At 67.1% G+C, this 16374-nt stretch carries 20 protein-coding genes; 14 read left to right on the top strand and 6 right to left on the bottom strand.

Annotation, left to right across the window (positions count from 1 at the left end; all coding sequences use genetic code 11):
• Positions 1-111: 111 nt before the first annotated feature.
• Complete coding sequence (gene thpR, locus ACFJGT_RS23540; protein WP_377843271.1) at positions 112-684, top strand: RNA 2',3'-cyclic phosphodiesterase; 573 nt, start codon at positions 112-114, stop codon at positions 682-684.
• Entirely contained in the window at positions 681-977 is a 297-nt protein-coding gene (locus tag ACFJGT_RS23535) for a 4a-hydroxytetrahydrobiopterin dehydratase (protein ID WP_199085761.1), read from the top strand. Before thpR ends, ACFJGT_RS23535 begins: the two co-directional genes overlap by 4 nt.
• A gap of 150 nt (positions 978-1127) precedes the next feature.
• Here the strand turns inward: ACFJGT_RS23535 and ACFJGT_RS23530 are convergent, their stop codons facing one another.
• On the bottom strand, positions 1128-1874 hold the full coding sequence (locus tag ACFJGT_RS23530; RefSeq protein WP_377843266.1) for an RluA family pseudouridine synthase: 747 nt from the start codon (positions 1872-1874) through the stop codon (positions 1128-1130).
• A 70-nt stretch (positions 1875-1944) separates the two neighbouring features.
• On the opposite strand from ACFJGT_RS23530, the gene ftsY reads away from it, so the two are divergent.
• From ftsY to ACFJGT_RS23510, 4 genes are all read left to right on the top strand, one after another.
• Positions 1945-3213 carry a signal recognition particle-docking protein FtsY gene (ftsY, locus tag ACFJGT_RS23525; protein WP_377843263.1) on the top strand — a complete coding sequence of 423 codons (1269 nt, stop codon included), beginning with the start codon at positions 1945-1947 and terminating at the stop codon, positions 3211-3213.
• The gene (locus ACFJGT_RS23520) at positions 3210-3845 is read left to right on the top strand and encodes a septation protein A (RefSeq protein WP_377843259.1); all 636 of its coding nucleotides are present in this window, start codon (positions 3210-3212) and stop codon (positions 3843-3845) included. The genes ftsY and ACFJGT_RS23520 overlap by 4 nt, the downstream gene beginning before the upstream one ends.
• Before the next feature lie 69 nt (positions 3846-3914).
• Positions 3915-4328 carry an antitoxin Xre-like helix-turn-helix domain-containing protein gene (locus ACFJGT_RS23515; RefSeq protein WP_377843255.1) on the top strand — a complete coding sequence of 138 codons (414 nt, stop codon included), beginning with the start codon at positions 3915-3917 and terminating at the stop codon, positions 4326-4328.
• Positions 4325-5038: an RES family NAD+ phosphorylase gene (locus tag ACFJGT_RS23510; RefSeq protein WP_377843250.1), complete on the top strand. Its 714-nt coding sequence runs from the start codon at positions 4325-4327 to the stop codon at positions 5036-5038. Before ACFJGT_RS23515 ends, ACFJGT_RS23510 begins: the two co-directional genes overlap by 4 nt.
• A gap of 3 nt (positions 5039-5041) precedes the next feature.
• Here ACFJGT_RS23510 and ACFJGT_RS23505 read toward each other — a convergent pair whose 3' ends face one another.
• On the bottom strand, positions 5042-5827 hold the full coding sequence (locus ACFJGT_RS23505; protein WP_377843247.1) for an SDR family NAD(P)-dependent oxidoreductase: 786 nt from the start codon (positions 5825-5827) through the stop codon (positions 5042-5044).
• A gap of 178 nt (positions 5828-6005) precedes the next feature.
• Here ACFJGT_RS23505 and ACFJGT_RS23500 point away from each other — a divergent pair, with 178 nt between their 5' ends.
• Positions 6006-6380, top strand: coding sequence for a YkvA family protein (locus ACFJGT_RS23500; RefSeq protein ID WP_199085766.1), 375 nt, complete (start codon positions 6006-6008; stop codon positions 6378-6380).
• A gap of 112 nt (positions 6381-6492) precedes the next feature.
• Here the strand turns inward: ACFJGT_RS23500 and ACFJGT_RS23495 are convergent, their stop codons facing one another.
• Positions 6493-7467: an NADPH:quinone oxidoreductase family protein gene (locus ACFJGT_RS23495; protein WP_377843242.1), complete on the bottom strand. Its 975-nt coding sequence runs from the start codon at positions 7465-7467 to the stop codon at positions 6493-6495.
• Positions 7468-7652: 185 nt separating this feature from the next.
• On the opposite strand from ACFJGT_RS23495, the gene ACFJGT_RS23490 reads away from it, so the two are divergent.
• The 4 genes from ACFJGT_RS23490 to ACFJGT_RS23475 all read left to right on the top strand — a co-directional run bounded on the left by ACFJGT_RS23490 (position 7653) and on the right by ACFJGT_RS23475 (position 10506).
• Positions 7653-8258, top strand: a complete 606-nt coding sequence (locus ACFJGT_RS23490) for a hypothetical protein (RefSeq protein ID WP_377843239.1) — start codon at positions 7653-7655, stop codon at positions 8256-8258.
• Between the two features lie 13 nt (positions 8259-8271).
• On the top strand, positions 8272-8694 hold the full coding sequence (locus ACFJGT_RS23485) for a GFA family protein (RefSeq protein ID WP_377843235.1): 423 nt from the start codon (positions 8272-8274) through the stop codon (positions 8692-8694).
• Positions 8695-8796: 102 nt separating this feature from the next.
• Positions 8797-10023 (top strand): 23S rRNA (adenine(2503)-C(2))-methyltransferase RlmN, encoded by a 1227-nt coding sequence (gene rlmN, locus ACFJGT_RS23480; protein WP_377843228.1) that lies wholly within the window; start codon positions 8797-8799, stop codon positions 10021-10023.
• Positions 10024-10026: 3 nt separating this feature from the next.
• Positions 10027-10506, top strand: coding sequence for a hypothetical protein (locus ACFJGT_RS23475; protein WP_377843225.1), 480 nt, complete (start codon positions 10027-10029; stop codon positions 10504-10506).
• A 6-nt stretch (positions 10507-10512) separates the two neighbouring features.
• Here the strand turns inward: ACFJGT_RS23475 and ggt are convergent, their stop codons facing one another.
• Entirely contained in the window at positions 10513-12249 is a 1737-nt protein-coding gene (ggt, locus tag ACFJGT_RS23470) for a gamma-glutamyltransferase (protein WP_377843222.1), read from the bottom strand.
• Between the two features lie 124 nt (positions 12250-12373).
• Between ggt and ACFJGT_RS23465 the strand changes: the two genes are divergently transcribed.
• Genes ACFJGT_RS23465 through ACFJGT_RS23455 form a run of 3 tightly spaced genes read left to right on the top strand, consistent with a single transcriptional unit; the run spans position 12374 to position 14440 of the window.
• The gene (locus ACFJGT_RS23465; protein ID WP_377843219.1) at positions 12374-12976 is read left to right on the top strand and encodes a LemA family protein; all 603 of its coding nucleotides are present in this window, start codon (positions 12374-12376) and stop codon (positions 12974-12976) included.
• 13 nt (positions 12977-12989) lie between these two features.
• Positions 12990-13835, top strand: a complete 846-nt coding sequence (locus tag ACFJGT_RS23460; protein WP_377849053.1) for a TPM domain-containing protein — start codon at positions 12990-12992, stop codon at positions 13833-13835.
• Positions 13835-14440: a TPM domain-containing protein gene (locus tag ACFJGT_RS23455; protein WP_377843214.1), complete on the top strand. Its 606-nt coding sequence runs from the start codon at positions 13835-13837 to the stop codon at positions 14438-14440. Before ACFJGT_RS23460 ends, ACFJGT_RS23455 begins: the two co-directional genes overlap by 1 nt.
• An 18-nt stretch (positions 14441-14458) precedes the next feature.
• On the opposite strand, the gene ACFJGT_RS23450 is transcribed toward ACFJGT_RS23455, so the two are convergent.
• Both ACFJGT_RS23450 and ACFJGT_RS23445 read right to left on the bottom strand, forming a co-directional pair.
• Positions 14459-15232: a DUF1223 domain-containing protein gene (locus ACFJGT_RS23450; protein WP_377843209.1), complete on the bottom strand. Its 774-nt coding sequence runs from the start codon at positions 15230-15232 to the stop codon at positions 14459-14461.
• A gap of 68 nt (positions 15233-15300) precedes the next feature.
• Positions 15301-16281, bottom strand: a complete 981-nt coding sequence (locus ACFJGT_RS23445; protein WP_377843206.1) for a lipid A biosynthesis lauroyl acyltransferase — start codon at positions 16279-16281, stop codon at positions 15301-15303.
• Between the last annotated feature and the right edge of the window lie 93 nt (positions 16282-16374).

The following is a 16374-nucleotide window of genomic DNA, read 5'->3' as shown; positions in this document are numbered from 1 at the left end:
CGGGATGACGCGCGGGAATGGGTGGAGCAACAGTGCAAAAACAATTCCCTTGAGCCGGCTTCCTGATCTACCGTCTCGCCAGAGTCACAATCGCTTGGCAGGGATTCGCTCATGCCGAGGCTATTCATCGCTCTGGAAATCCCCGCCGAGGTCGCGACCGGGCTGACATTGCATCGCGGCGGGTTGTCGGGTGCCCGCTGGATCGAGCCGGCAGACTATCACATCACCCTGCGCTTCCTGGGCGATGTCGACCGGCGGATGGCGAACGACATCGACTACATGCTCTCCGACCTCACGGCCTATCCGTTCGAGGTCACGCTCGACGCGCTCGGCAGCTTCGGCGGCGACAAGCCGCGCGCCGTCTTCGCGCGGGCGCAGCCGGGCAAGGCGCTGACCGATCTCCAGGCCGATCTCGAACGGCAGATGCGCCGGCTCGGCCTGCCGGCCGAAGCGCGCAAATTCGTGCCGCATGTCACGCTGGCACGGCTGCGCGACACGACTCCCGTCGAACTCGCGCATTTCCTCAGCCTGCATCCGATCGTCCGCCCGTTCACCTTCACGGCCCGCCGGGTGGCGCTGATGTCCTCGCGCGATTCGATCGGCGGCGGGCCCTATGTGCTGGAGGCGGCCTATCCGCTGGGCCCCTCCTATCCGAATCGCCTGTCGCGGGAGATGCGCCGATGACGCGACCGAAGCGGCTCTCCCCCGAAGCGCAGGCCGAGGCGCTGGCGACGCTGACCGGCTGGAAGCTGGTGCAGGGCCGCGAGGCCATCGCCAAGCGCTTCGTCTTCCGCGATTTCAGCGAGGCCTTCGGCTGGATGACGCGCGTTGCGCTCCTGGCCGAGGCGATGAACCATCATCCGGAATGGTCGAATGTCTACCGCACCGTGGATATCACGCTGGCGACCCATGATGCCGGGGGCCTGACCGAGCTCGACGTCAAGCTCGCCAAGGCGATCGACGCGCTGGGGCATTGAAGCCCTACCTCTCCGCGAGTCATCCCGGACAAGCAGCGAAGCTGCGCCGATCCGGGATCCATTCCGGAGCATTCCCGTAGAAGGTTCCGGCATGGATCCCGGGTCTACGCTTCGCTTCGCCCGGGATGACCCGCACCGGGGCGTCAGCCTTTATCCGCTCCACCCGCAAGCCCTGAGCGCCGCCAGCATATGCGGCGGCGGCGGCGCCTGGACCGTGATCGGATCGCGCTTCTTGTAGAGCGGGATCGTGATCGCCCGCGCATGAAGCTGGAGGCCGGGGCCGCCCTCGCGCGGGGCATCGCCATAGATCTCGTCGCCGAGCATCGGCCAGCCGGAGGCCTGGCAATGGACGCGCAATTGGTGGGTGCGGCCGGTCAACGGCTCCATCGCGAGCCAGGCGAGCGGGCCGTGCTCGCTCTCGCCCCGGCCGAGCACGCAATAGCGGGTCTGCGAAGGCAGGCCGGCGGGATCGACCTTCATCCACCAGCCGCGCTCGGGCGAGCGCTTGGCCAGGGGGAGGTCGATCAATCCTTCGTCTTCCGCAGGGCTGCCCTGCACGATCGCCCAATACGTCTTGTCGATGCGCCCGTCGCGAAACATCTGGTTGAGCTCGGCCATGGCGCGGGGGTGGCGGCCGAGCACGAGGCAGCCAGAGGTGTCCTTGTCGAGCCGATGCGCGGCTTCCGGCTTGCGCGGCAGGCCGAAGCGCAATGCGTCGAGATAATCGGTCAGGACCGGGATGATGCGGCGTTTGGCCTGCGGGCCGCGATGCGAGGGCAATCCGGCGGGCTTGTCGATGACGAGCATCATTGCGTCGCGATAGAGCAGCGGCACCGGCAGCTCTTCCTCGATCTGCCCGAGGGATTGCGAATTTTCTGGTCGGTCCGGCGCTGCCATGGCATTGCGCTACCCAACCCGGCCCGGCGGCGCAACCGAAGATGCCCGCCGAACCGAAGACAGGATGACGATGAGCGAGACCGAACCGAAGAAACGCGGCTTCTTTTCGAGGCTGTTCGGACGCGATGAGGAACCGGCCAAGCCCGCGCCCGCGCCGGAGACGGTGATCGAGCAGGCTGTCGAGCCGGTCGAGGAGACGAAGCCGGACGTCGAGGAGCTTGCTCCTCCGCCGGTCGCCGCAGCGGAAGCGCCTGTCATCGAGGTGTCGGTTCCGGAACCTGTCGCGCCGCCTGTTCCGGTCGAGGAGATCGCATCTCCGGCCCCGCCAGAGCCGGAACCTGAGGCTGTGATCGCCCTGCAGCCCGAGCCCGCTGCCGCTCCCGAACCTGCACCTGCCCCGGCGCCGCAGCCGAAGCGGAGCTGGTGGCGGCGGTTGACCGAGGGGCTGTCGCGGACCTCCTCGGCGCTGACGACGGGAATCACCGACCTCTTCACCAAGCGCAAGCTCGATGCCGGCACGCTGGAGGACCTCGAAGACATCCTGATCCAGGCCGATCTCGGGCTCGCGACCTCGGCGAAGATCGCCAAAGCAGTCGGCGACGGGCGCTACGACAAGCAGATCGAACCTTCCGAAGTGAAGGCGATCCTGGCGCGCGAGGTCGAGACGATCCTTGTACCGGTCGCGCAGCCGCTGGTGATCGACGCCACGAAAAAGCCGTTCGTTCTGCTGATGGTCGGGGTCAATGGCTCCGGCAAGACCACGACGATCGGCAAGCTCGCCGCGAAATTCCGCGCTGAGGGCAAATCGGTGATGCTCGCGGCCGGCGATACCTTCCGCGCCGCGGCGATCGAGCAATTGCGGGTCTGGGGCGAGCGCACCGGGGCCGAGGTCGTCCATGGCCAGCAGGGCGCCGATGCGGCTGGCCTCGCCTTCGAGGCGCTGCAGAAGGCCAAGGCAGACAATACCGACGTGCTGCTGATCGACACGGCCGGCCGCTTGCAGAACAAGCAGGGGCTGATGGACGAACTCGCCAAGGTCGTGCGCGTCATCCGCAAGCAGGACCCGAGCGCGCCGCATGCGGCCTTGCTCGTGCTCGACGCCACCGTCGGGCAGAACGCGATTTCGCAGGTCGAGGCCTTCCGCGAGACGGCGGGCGTGACCGGGCTCGTCATGACCAAGCTCGACGGCACGGCGCGCGGCGGCATTCTGGTGGCGCTGGCGGCGCAGTTCGGCCTGCCCGTGCATTTCATCGGTGTCGGCGAGAGCGTCGAGGATCTGGAGCCGTTCTCGGCGCGGGATTTTGCGCGTGCCGTTGCAGGATTGGGAGAGGCGGCGTGAGCGAAACGGTGCAGCAACCGGCCGGGGCGGCGGGCAAGGGCAAGGCGGTCAATCCGCTGCTCAAGCTCGCGCTCGAATTCGGGCCGCTGGCGATCTTCTTCTTCGCCAATTCCTATGGCGACCGGCTGTTCGGCGTGACCGAGGACCGGCGCATCTTCGTCGCGACCGGCATCTTCATCGCGGCCTCGCTGATCGCGCTGGCGCTGTCGCGGGCGCTGCTCGGCTATCTGCCGCGCATGGCGATCGTCAACGCCATCGTCGTCACCGTCTTCGGCGGGCTGACGCTGGCGCTGGACGACGCCTTCTTCATCAAGGTCAAGCCGACCATCGTGAACGCCCTGTTCGGCTGCGTCCTGCTCGGCGGGCTGTTCTTCGGGCGATCGCTGCTCTCGCTGGTCCTGGAGACGGTGCTGCAGCTCGACGAGGAGGGCTGGCGCAAGCTGACCTTCCGCTGGGGCCTGTTCTTCTTCGTGCTGGCGGCCATCAACGAGGTGGTCTGGCGCACGCAGACCCAGGACTTCTGGGTCGCCTTCAAGGTCTGGGGCGTGATGCCGCTGACCATGGCTTTCGCGCTGGCGCAGACGCCGCTCATCCTGAAGCACGAGATCAAGCCGGCGAAGACCGAGGAATAGATCGAAAATCACGGCCACTTGCCATTTGGCAAGGTAACCTCCATTTTATGCCAAATGGAGAGCGATGCCATGACCGGCCTGCTGCGTATCGAGACGGCCCAGCGCGATTTCGTCCCCGATCCGATCACGGATGACGAGGCCGCTGCGATGTTCCGCGCTGCGGTTAACCTGTTCCGGCTCTGGCGGATCACCGACGAGGAAGCGGCGGTGCTGGTCGATTTGCCGGTCAGGAGCTACCGGCGCTGGAAGGCCGGCGAGATCGGCCGCATCTCGCGCGACGGCAAAGCCCGGCTCTCCAATCTGATGGGGATCCACAAGGCGCTCAGGCTGATCTTCACCGAGCCGCAGCGCGGCTATGACTGGATCAAGCGGCCCAATGCCGATTTCGGCGGCAAGTCGGCTGTTGATGTCATGCTCGGCGGCGAACTCACCGATCTGATGCGGGTGCGTCGCCTGCTCGATGCCGAGCGAGGCGGCTGGTGATCGATCCGGCGAGCCTGCCGGTCGCGGAGATCGCATGGCGCGGGGCGGTCCGGATCATCCGCAGCATCTTCCCGCCGATCGACCTGTTCGAGGATATCGCCGACCCCGCGGACTGGCCGCTCCTGATCGCGGCCGAGCAGAAAACCAATCCGCGGCTGATGGAGACGATCGGCAATCTCGATCTCGTGCCGGCCGAGCGGCGCGTCTCCGGGCCGGGCGCGAGCTGGCTGATGGCGCCGTTCACCCATGTCAGCCCGGACCGGCCGAGCCGTTTCAGTGATGGCAGTTTCGGCGTGCTCTATGTCGGCGACCGTTTCGAGGTGGCCCTGCTGGAGACAATCCACCACCACGCCCGCTTCATGCTGGCCACAGCGCAGCCTCCGGGCTGGACCTCGCAATTCCGCGAGATCGTGCTGGAGGTCGATGCGGAGCTTCACGATATCCGGCCGCTCGGCACTGAGGCTGCGCCGGTGCTCGACCCTGCGGACTACACCGCGAGCCAAGCGCTCGGCATCGGCTTGCGGGGGCTGGGTTCGGCCGGCATCGCCTATCCCAGCGTACGCTGTCCCGGCGGCGAATGTGCCGGGCTGTTCTATCCCGATGGTGCGAGCCATCCGGTTCAGGGGCGGCATCTCGACTACCACTGGAACGGCGAGCGCGTGGACCTCTACCGAGACCGCAGCGCCGGCGAGGTTTTCCGGATCGTCTGAAGCCTATTTCGGCGCGAGGCGGATCGCGCCGTCCAGGCGAATCGCGGTGCCGTTCAGCATGTCGTTCTCGATGATGCTGCGGGCGAGCGCGGCATATTCCGCCGGGCGGCCGAGGCGCGAGGGATGCGGCACGGAGACGGCGAGCGAGGCCTTGGCATCGTCGGGGAGCCCGGCGAACATCGGCGTCTCGAACAGGCCGGGCATGATCGTGACGATGCGGATGCCGACGCCGGCGAGATCGCGCGCGACCGGCAGGGTCAGGCCGACGACGCCGGCCTTGGAGGCGGCATAGGCCGCCTGGCCGATCTGGCCGTCCTCGGCCGCGACGGAAGCCGTGCAGATGATGACGCCGCGACCGCCATCCTCGGTGACCGGGTCGAGCCCGGCGAGCGCGACCGCCGATTTGGCGATGATGCGGAAGGTGCCGGTCAGGTTGATCGCGACCGCCTTTTCGAAGGTGGCGAGGTCATGGGCGACAAGCTCGCCGGTGTCGCGCTTCTTCGAGACGACGCGGCGGCCCGGCGCGATGCCGGCGCAGTTGACGATGATGCGGGCGATGCCATGGGCGGCACGGGCCTTGGCCAGCGCTTCATCGACCGATGCCTCGCTGGTGACGTCGCAGAGGGCAAAGACGCCGCCGATCTCTTTGGCGACGGCCTCACCGCGCTCGGCATTGAGATCGAGCAGCGCGACCTTGACGCCCTGGCCGGCCAGCATGCGCGCGGTCGCCTCGCCGAGGCCGGAGGCGCCGCCGGTGACGATGGCGGCAAGGGAAGAATCGAGTTTCATGGCGCGTTTCCCGTCAATCTTGTTGTGGCAGCCGGTTTAGAGGGCGTTCTGCGCCGCTCCAAGCGGGTTTTGCTGAGGACCTCTTGTGCAGGTTTACGGCAGGGCCATCTTTCGACATGGCGCGCCGCTTTCAGGTGCGCGATGATCGGCATCACAGATGCCAAGGAGTAGGACAGGGATGAGCGAGGGGTTCAGCGCAAGCTTCAGCCGCGAGGAAATGGAGGCGATCCGCAAGAGCCTGCGCGACGAAGCGAAGTTCGGCGCCGATTTCATGGCCCGGCTCAAGCGCGTCGCGAAGCGGATTCCGTTTGCGGAGGATCTGCTGGCCGCGTGGTTCTGTGCGCGCGATCCGGCGACGCCGCGGCGCGTGCGACTGACGCTGCTCGCCGCGCTCGGCTATTTCGTCCTGCCGATCGATGCCATTCCCGACATCATGCCGCTGATCGGCTTCACCGACGATGCGGCGGTGATCGCGGCTGCCATCGCGGCGGTTGCCGGATCGATCACGATCGAGCATCGCGAGCGGGCGAAGCAGGCGATGGCGGAGCTCTGAATTTAGGAAGTCGTCATGCTCGGGCTTGACCCGAGCATCTCGGAAACCAGTGTCGTCTCGTCCTGAGATTCTCGGGTCGAAGCTGTGCTTCGCCCGAGAATGACGCGGAATTCTACAGCGTCAGCACGATCTTGCCCTTGGCCTTGCGGTCGGCGATCAGCGCATAGGCCTCGGTCCAGCGCTCGAGCGGGATCGTGGCATGGACATGGGCGCGGATATGGCCGCCCGCCGCCCATTCCAGCAGGCGCTCCATGTTGCGGCGGTGGCCGGCCGGATCGCGCGCGACGAACTGGCCCCAGAACACGCCGCGCAGGTCGCAACCCTTCAAGAGCAGGAGATTGAGCGGGATCTTCGGAATCTCGCCGCCGGCGAAGCCGACAACGAGATAGCGCCCTTCCCAGGCCATCGAGCGCAGAGCCGGCTCGGCCAGTTCACCGCCGACCGTGTCGTAGAGGACGTCGACGCCGCGGCCCTCGGTGAGCTTCTTCAACTCGGCGCGGATGTCGTCCCGCGCATAATCGATCTCCTCCTGTGCGCCGTGCTCGCGGGCGAGCGCCAGCTTGTCGGGCGAGGAGGCGCAGGCGATGACATGGGCGCCGAGCAGCGCCCCGATCTCGACGGCTGCCAGTCCCGCCCCGCCGGAGGCGCCGAGCACTGCGAGCCGCTCTCCGGCTTTCAGCCCGGCGCGCTGGATCAGCCCGTGCATGGCAGTGCCATAGGTGACGAAGAGGCCGGCGGCCTGGGCATCGTCGAGCCGGTCGGGAATGCGGATGATCTGATCGGCGGAGACGGCGACCTTTTCGCGCGCTGCGCCGTAGCCCAGCCAGGCCGCGACGCGCTCGCCGACCTGCCAGCCGGTCACGCCCTCGCCGACGGCGCTGATCGTGCCCGCGCATTCGGCCGAGGGCGAAAAGGGGAAGGCCGGCTTGGTCTGGTAGCGGCCCTGGATGATCAGCGTGTCGAAGAAGTTGAGCGCGGCGGCCTTCACCGCGACGACGACCTCGCCGGGGCCGGGCTCCGGATCGGGCAGGTCGCGAATCGCCAGTTCCTCGGCCGGGCCGTGGTGGTCGCAGAGCAGGGCCTTCATCGTCGATCCGCCTTCGTCGTCATCCGTTCCGATTCTGGCATGGCCGGAAGCGACACGGAACCGCCCTGCCGCCATTCGCATTTTCGCCAGGATCGTGACACTCTATGCCGCCGTCCCCGCGTGAATGCGCCTGATCAACAGGTGGTAAACGCGGTATTAAGATTTTTAGTGACTGATGGCGGTCCATGATCAGCTCGTTCCTCCCCACCCGCGACGCCGCTCTTTCCCGCTCCGCCATCGCGCTCGGCCTCGTCGCCGGCCTTTTCGGCGTGGCCACGCTGCCGGCTGAGGCCGCGCCCGCCAAGCCGAAGCCCGCCGCGGCGACCGCTGCCGCCGCCAGCCCCGGCCAGGGGCAGGCCATGCTGCTGGAAAGCGCCGGCAAATGGCAGGCCTTCTCCTCGCAGCAGGGCCGTTCCAAGGTCTGCTATGCGCTGTCCAAGGCCGAGACCCGGATCCCGACCAATCTCAAGGATGTCGAGGGCCTGCTCTTCGTTTCCAGCCGGCCGGGCGAGGGCGTGCGCAACGAGATCAGCTTCGTGATGAATTTCGACCTCAAGGAAGGGGTCGAGCATCAGGCGATCATCGGCAACGAACGCTTCGCGCTGGTCGCCAAGGGCCAGAACATGTGGCTGAAGAACCCGGCCGAGGAGCCGCGCATGCTCGACGCGCTGCGCCGCGGCTCCGGTCTGGAGATCAAGGGCACGTCCAAGCGCGGTAACCCGACCAGCGACAAGTATTCGCTCGCCGGCATCAGCCAGATCGTGAAGCGGGCCGAGGACGCCTGCAAGTAAGGCGCCTCAGGCGATGGTTTCCGACGCACCTGCTTCGGAACGCCGCCTGAAAGGCCGATGCTATTGCGGGCAGTCGCGCTTCGAGGTCGCGGATGCCTTCCGCTACGCCGCCAATTGCCATTGCTCGCAATGCCGCCGCACCACCGGATCGGCCTTCAAGCCCTTTGCGGGGATCGAGCGCAGGAAACTTGCGGTGATCGCAGGCGCGGATGGCCTGCTGATCGTCGGCGAACCCGACGCGCATGATGCGCATTGCGGCCGTTGCGGCTCTTTGCTGTTCTCGGTGGTCCGCGACGGGGCCTATGTCCATGTCGCGTTGGGGACGCTGGAAGACGCGCCAGGCATCCGCCCCAGCCATCACATCTTCGTCGGTTCGAAGGCGCCCTGGTACGAGATCACCGACGACCTGCCGCAATTCGAGGGGCATTCGCCCTAGGCGGATGGCGCCTGCGAATCACGCAATTTCCGATTTTCGCCGAATTGTGCTAGGGAGCCGCGAAATCCCGCGCCTTCCCCAATGGGCGACGACAGAGCTCCGATGACCGCATCCGTTCCCGCTACCGCCGCTCCGGCGGCCGAACCTGTTTTGCGACGCCCCTCGCTGGTCGGGCGCACCCGCGCTGGTCTGCTTGAGGCGCTGGCCGAGATCGGCGTGCCCGAGAAGGAACGGCGCATGCGCGTCGGCCAGCTCTGGAACTGGATCTACCATTACGGCGTGCGCGATTTCGACGCGATGACGACGATCGGCAAGGGGTTGCGCGGGCAGCTCGCCGAACACTTCTCGCTCGACCTGCCGAGCGTCACGGCCGAGCAGGTCTCGACCGACGGCACCCGCAAATGGCTGATGCGCATGCCCTCGACCGGTCCGCATGACCGCGGCGCCGAGATCGAATGCGTCTATATCCCCGAGGTCGATCGCGGCACGCTCTGCGTCTCCAGCCAGGTCGGTTGCACGCTGACCTGCACCTTCTGCCATACCGGCACGCAGCGCCTGGTGCGCAACCTCACCACCGAGGAGATCGTCGCCCAGGTGATGGTGGCGCGCGACCGGCTCGGCGATTTCCCGAACCGCCGGCCGCCGGAAGGCGCCTTCGTGCCGAACGATGGCGGGCGCTTCGTCTCGAACATCGTCTTCATGGGCATGGGCGAGCCGCTTTACAATTTCGACGGCGTGCGCGACGCGATCGGCGTGATCACCGACGATCAGGGCTTGTCCATCGGGCGCCGGCGCATCACCGTCTCGACCTCGGGCGTGGTGCCGCAGATCGGCCCGCTCGGCGAGGAGATGGGCACGATGCTGGCGATCTCGCTGCATGCGGTGCGCGACGAGCTGCGCAACGAGCTGGTGCCGCTCAACAAGAAATACCCGATCAAGGACCTGCTCGAGGCCTGCCGGAACTATCCGGGGCTCTCGAACGCGAAGCGCATCACATTCGAGTACGTCATGCTGAAGGGCGTGAACGATTCCGATGCCGAGGCGCGCGAGCTCGTGCGCCTGCTCAAGGGCATCCCGGCCAAGATCAACCTGATCCCGTTCAATCCCTGGCCCGGCACCAAATACGAGTGCTCGGACTGGGACCGGATCGAGCGCTTTTCCGAGATCGTCTTCCGCGCCGGTTATGCCTCGCCGGTACGCACGCCGCGCGGGCGCGACATCCTTGCCGCCTGCGGCCAGCTCAAGAGCGAGACCGAGAAGCTCTCTGCCCGCGCCCGGTTGATGCTGGACGAGGCGCAGGCTGACGCTCCGGCCGTCGCGGCGGAGTAAGCCTTGCTGCGCTGGATTCTGCTGATCCCTTTCGCCTGCCTCGTCGCGATGGGGGCGGGCGTGTTCTTCCTGGGCGCTGCGAGCGTCGCCTCGCCGGCCGTGGCCATGCTGATCGGCGGCGGCATCGAGCGGTTGATCGATATCCTGTTCGGGCTGGCCGAGAGCGGCGTCGATCCGGCGCCGGCCGCTCAGGCGGCCTTTGCCCTGATCGGCAAGCTCGGCATGGCGATCATCGTCGCGCCGGTCGTGCTGGTCGCGGTCGGCTCGGAGCTTTTTCGTTTGCGCAGCGGCCTGCTCCAGAGCGGCTTCACAGGTTTGCTGGCAGCCCTGTTGCCCCTCGCGATGCTCCGCCTGTCGCGCGCGCCGAGCCCGGTCGAGCTGCAGATCATCTCCGGCCTCTTCCTGGTCGGCGCGGCGACGGGCTTCGTCTACTGGCTGATCGCCGGACGCGGCGCTGGCGGCGAGCGCCCGGCACAGCCGTAATACCGCTCAGTCTCCGATCGCGACGCCTTCGCGGCGGCCGTCGGCACCGCCCAGAAAGCCTTCCGGCGTCTTGACGATGGCCTGCGTGCCCGAGGTCATCTCCAGCAAGCGGACCTCGTGGCCCTTGGCCTCCAGCGCGGCTTTCCAGGCTTCGGCCTCCGTGCCCTTCTCAAGCTCGGTCGGGCCGTTGCGGCTGCCGAAATTGCCGAAATCCACGGCCTGTTGCGGGTCCATCTTCCAATCGAGCAAGGCGACCAGCGTCTTGCCGACATAGCCGATGATCTGGCTGCCGCCGGGCGAGCCGACCACGGCATAGAGCCGGCCGAAGGCATCGAAGACCAGCGTCGGGGCCATCGAGGAGCGGGGGCGCTTGCCGGGCTCGACGCGGTTGGCGACGGGCTTGCCGTCTTCCTCCGGCGCGAAGTTGAAATCGGTCAATTCGTTGTTGAGCAGGAAGCCGCCCTTGGTCATCAGGCGCGAGCCGAAGCCGTCCTCGATCGTCGTGGTCATGGCGACGGCGTTGCCATCGGCGTCGACGACCGAGATATGGCTGGTGCCGTTCTCGATGCCGTCGGAGGGGGCGAGAAGCTGCGCCCGCTTGTTCGGGGGATCGCCGGGCTTGGCGCGGCCCATCGAGCGCTCGGGGCTGACGAGTCCGGCGCGCGAGCGGATATAATCGCGATCGATCAGGCCGCTCACGGGCACGCTGAGGAAGGCGGGGTCGGCGAGATAGAGCGCGCGATCGGCGAAGGCGAGCCGGCCGGCCTCGCTGAACCAGTGCGCGGCATCCGCGCCCGGTCCCATCCGGCGCAGGTCCTGGCCTTCGAGAATGCCGAGTATCTGCTGGAGGGCGACGGCGCCCGAGCTCGGCGGGCCCATGCCGCAGAGGCGCCAGGCCCGGTAGGCGCCGCAGACCGCCTCGCGCTCCTCGACCTTGTAGCCGGCGAGATCGGCGAGCGTGATATCGCCGGGATTGGTCGGGTGGCCGGTGACCGTCGCGACGATGTCCTCCGCGATCTGTCCCTTGTAGAAGGCATCCGAGCCCTGTGCTGCCACGGCCCGCAGCGTCGCCGCGAAGGCCGGGTTCTTCAGGATGGTGCCGACGGCCTTGGCCTTGCCGTCGGCTTCGTAGAAATAAGCGGCGGCGAGCGCGTTTCTGGGCAGGTCCTTCTCACCGGCGAGCAAGCCGTTGAGGCGCGGCGAGATCGCGAAGCCCTCTTCGGCCAGCTTCAGGGCGGGCGCGACGACATCGGCCCAGGGCAGCTTGCCCCAGCGGCGATGCGCCTCTTCCAGCAGCTTCAGCGTTCCGGGGACACCGACGGAGCGGCCGCCGACCACGGCCTCGCGGAAAGGCATCGGCTTGCCGTCCTTCATGAAGCGGTCGGGCTTGGCGGCGGCAGGCGCGGTCTCCCGGCCGTCCAGCGTCGTCACCTTGCGGCCGGCCTCGTCCCAATGGACGAAGAAGGCGCCGCCGCCGATGCCGGAGCTCTGCGGCTCGACGAGATTGAGGACGAGCTGGATCGCGATGGCGGCATCCGTCGCGCTGCCGCCGGCACGCAGGATGTCGCGCCCGGCCGTCGCGGCTAGGGGATTGGCGGCGGCGGCCATGAAGCGTTGGGCCGTTCCGAGTGTCTTGACGGTTCGCCCGGTTGCCGCCTCCGGGGCGGGTGCCTGTGGCTGGGCGATGGCGATCTGGGCGGCCAGGAGGGCGGGTGACAAGGTGAGAAAGAGAGACAGGCGCATGGGCGAAGCTCCGGTGAGGAGAGCAGGATAGGCCATTCGTCGCGGCGTGACAGCTTGGATCGATGGGCGCTGGCGGGTAAGGTCCGAATCGATTGTTCTGACGTTGCCAAAAGGGGTTTTCGGCATGTCGTTTGTGACCCAACTTCGCCGGCCGCTTTCCTGGCTCATTCTCGGCATGCTCGGCGTCGTGCTCGCCGGCTGCGGCTACAACAATGTGCCGACGCTGGAGGAAAAGGCCAAAGCGGCCTGGTCCGAGGTGCAGAACCAGTATCAGCGCCGCGCCGACCTGATTCCGAACCTCGTCGAGACCGTGAAGGGCTATGCCGCGCAGGAGCGCGAGGTTCTGACCGCCGTGGTCGAGGCCCGCGCCAAGGCGAGCCAGGTCAAGGTCGATGCCTCGACCATCAACGACCCCGCGAAATTCAAGGAATTCCAGGACGCGCAGAACCAGCTCACCGGCGCGCTGGGCCGATTGCTCGTTACGGTCGAGCGCTATCCTGAGCTGAAGTCCAACCAGAATTTCCTCGCGCTGCAGTCGCAGCTCGAAGGCACCGAGAACCGCGTCGCGGTGGCCCGGCGCGACTACATCCAGGCGGTACAGGCCTTCAATACCGAGATCCGCACCTTCCCGGGCGTGATCTGGGCGAAACTATTCTGGGGTGCCAAGCCGATGGAGACGTTCACGGCGACCGCCGGAGCGGAACGCCCGCCGGCGGTGAAGTTCTGAAGCTGTGACGAGGTTGCCGGAAAAGGCGCGCGGAAACCCTCTCCCGGGTGGGAGAGGGTTTCTACGTCGTGTTTCCGCATTCTTCCTTTTTCTGCTCTGCGCTCTTCCCGTATTTGCAGCCGAGCCGACCTATCCCGCCCTGACCGGGCGGGTCGTCGACGGCGCCAACCTGCTGGCACCGGATGTCCGGCAGCGGCTCGAGGACAAGCTCAAGGCGTGTGAGGACAAGACCTCGGACCAGGTCGTGGTCGCGACGGTGCCCTCGCTGCAGGATATTACCATCGAGGATTTCGCCAACGGGCTGTTCCGGCACTGGAAGCTGGGCGAGAAGGCCAAGAATAACGGCGCGCTGCTGATCGTCGCGCCGAAGGAGCGCAAGGTCCGCATCGAGGTCGGTTACGGCCTTGAAGGGGCGCTGACCGATGCCCTTTCCAAGGTCATCATCACCACGGCGATCGCGCCGAAATTCAAGACCGGCGATTTCGCCGGGGGAATCGAGGCCGGGGTCGACGCCGTCCTGACCATTCTCGCTGGTGATGCCGAGGAATGGCAGCGCAAGGCCGAGGTGCGTTCCGACGAGAGCACGCTGGGCGAGGATATCGCGGTGATCATCGCGATGATCTTCATCTTCCTGTTCATCGTCGCCTTCCTGCGCGGCCTGAGCCAGCAGGGCGGCGCGCGCCGGCACCGCCTGCGCAACGGGCAATGGGTGACGCTGCCGCAGAGCACGGGCTGGAGCACGGGTTCGGGTTCCAGCTCGGGCTGGAGCGGTGGTGGAGGCGGCTGGAGCTCGGGCGGCGGCGAGTTTTCAGGTGGCGGCGGCTCATCCGGCGGCGGCGGAGCTTCGGGAGACTGGTAATGGACTCAGCCGACAGAGATGCGATCGCGGAGGCGGTGCGGCGCGCCGAGAGCCTGACTGCAGGCGAGATCGTCGTGGTGATCGACCGGGCAGCCTCGAGCTATCGTACGATCCCGGTGATGCTGGCGTTGACGCTCGCGCTGTTCGTGCCCTGGCCGCTTTTGTGGCTGACGGTGATGAGCGCGCCGCGCATCTTCCTGATTCAGCTGATCTGTGCCGTCGGCCTGCTGGCGAGCCTGCTCTGGTACGGCCGCGGCGGGCGCTTCGTGCCCGGTTTCGTCAAGCGGCGGCGGGCGCATGACGTAGCGCTGCGGGAATTCACGGCGCGGGGCCTGACCCGGACGAAGAGGCGCACCGGCGTGCTGCTCTATATCGCGCTGCAGGAGCGCTATGCCGAGATCCTGGCCGATACCGGTATCGACGGGCTGGTCGAGAAGGATACCTGGCGCGGGATCATCGAGCCGCTGCTCGCCGCCGCGCGCGAGGGTCGCCTGACGGAAGGGCTGATCGCGGCCGTTGGCTCGGTCGGGACCGTACTGGGGCAGCATGTGCCGCCCGTGCCCGGCGATGTCGACGAGCTCTCGAACAAGGTGATCCTGCTGTAGATTGCAGCGTTGAAACGCTCAGCGCTTCGCCAGCCCCTTGGCGGCGCCGAGGATGGCACCGGGCATCATGTGGCCGTACTTGTTCGGGCGTTCGGCCTGGACGACGACGACATAGCCATCGGCCTCCGGCGCCTGGGTGGCGGAGAGCGGCGCGGTGACGGTCGTTTCCTTACCCGTCCAGTCGCCAACACGGACCATGCCGCGCACGACATTGGCATAGGATAGCGTGCGGCCCTGGTTCTCGCCGCGCGTGATCGGTACGGCCGCCTGATGCGTGGTCGGCAGGACCCAGATGCCGGCCGTGGCCGCGCTCTCGTCACCGGTCGGCGTGACCTGGATCTGAAGAGCGCCGTTCTCTTCCTTCAAGGCGATGCGAGCGGTGAAGCCGGTCGCCGCGAACTGGTTGACTGTCTTCTCGATCTCCGCGCGCTCCGAGCCGATCGCATGGGCGGCGCCGTTGATCACGACCTGCGGGGTGTAGACCTGCCCGTCGCCGCGGGCCTTGGCGTAGAATTTCTGGCGCCGGGCGAAGGAATCCTTGCCGAGCGTGTCCTTCCAGCCGAGATAGTCCCAATAGGTCACAGGCAGGGTGAGCGCGATCAGCTCGGGGTCCTTGGCCAGTTCGACGACAAGCGCATCAGCCGGCGGGCAGGAGGAGCAGCCCTGGCTGGTGAAGAGCTCGATCACCGCCTTCAGCGGCCTCGGGGGCGTTTGCGCCAATGCCTGTGCCGCAGCCATGCCGACGGCAAAAGCGGCAAATGTCGCTGCGAGATGGCGCGGGCGAGGGAACATGTTCTGGACTCTGCAGACGACTTCTTTTCCTGAGGTTACCAAAGCCTGCAATCAGCGCGCGAGGGAAATCACGTTGCCTTGAAAACCGGCACGGTCGCGCTGGCGTGATCGAAGGCCTCGCGCGCCGCAGCCGAGATCATGTTGGGCCGCCAGCGACGATGCATCCAGAGCCATTGCTCGGGATATTCCCGCACCCAGCCCTCGACCACGGCCGTCATCATCGCCATCGCGCCCTGGACGTCGATCTCGCCATTGGCGTCGCGCGGCAGGTCGAGCGGTGGGGTCAGCTCCAGCCGGAAGCGGTGGTTCGGCAGGCGGATGACGCGCACGCCATGGACCGGACATTCGAAGCGCTTGGCGAACTTGCCCATGATCGGGTTGGTCAGGGCCGGACGGCCGAAGAACGGCACAACCACGCCACGGGTGAAATGCTGGTCGATCAGCATGCCCAGATGGCCGCCATTCTCCAGCACGCCCTGCATGGCGAAGGCCGCGCCCTGTTTTGCCGCGGCGAGCCCGCCCATCGCGCCGGAGCGGATCTCGTGGACCACGGCGGCGATCGCGGGGTCGTTGGGGGCCCGGAAGACGGCGGTGGTTTCGAGATCATAAGCCTCGGCGCAGATCGCTGGCAGTTCCCAGTTGGCGAGATGCGTCGAGAAGATCAGGCCGGGCTTTTCGTCGTCCTTGAGCGCGATGAAGTGCTCGATGCCCTTGACCTCGACGCGCGATGGCTTGTCGGGATTGAGGTAGTCGTAATCGAACAGCGTTTTCAGATGGGCGTATTCGCCGGCGACGCGGCCGAGATTCTCCCAGGCGCCGCGCGCGATGCGCTTCACCTCGGCCTCGTCCTTCTCGGGGAAGGCGGCGCGGATATTGGCCAGCGCGACGCGGTTGACCGGGATCAGCGGGCTTGCGCTGCGCAACAGCCAGCCGCCGAGATCGCTGGCGCGTTCCGGGCCGAGCAGGCGCAGGAAGCCGAACAGGGCGCGGATCACGCCGATCATCACCGCGGCGCCGGCGCGCGCGGCGATAGCCTTCAATCGTCTCAAGGTCGGTCCTGCCCCAGAGCAAGTCCGCGTCGCTGCGCAACGCACACTTGCTCTGCCCATTTGTTTGGTCGCATTTTCTTCACGCGACCCGGT

It is taken from the genome of Allobosea sp. UC22_33, assembly GCF_042700715.1.
Taxonomy (GTDB): domain Bacteria; phylum Pseudomonadota; class Alphaproteobacteria; order Rhizobiales; family Beijerinckiaceae; genus Allobosea.
Note: the sequence above shows the minus strand (reverse complement) of the source record. Positions and strands in the feature narration are given on the sequence as shown.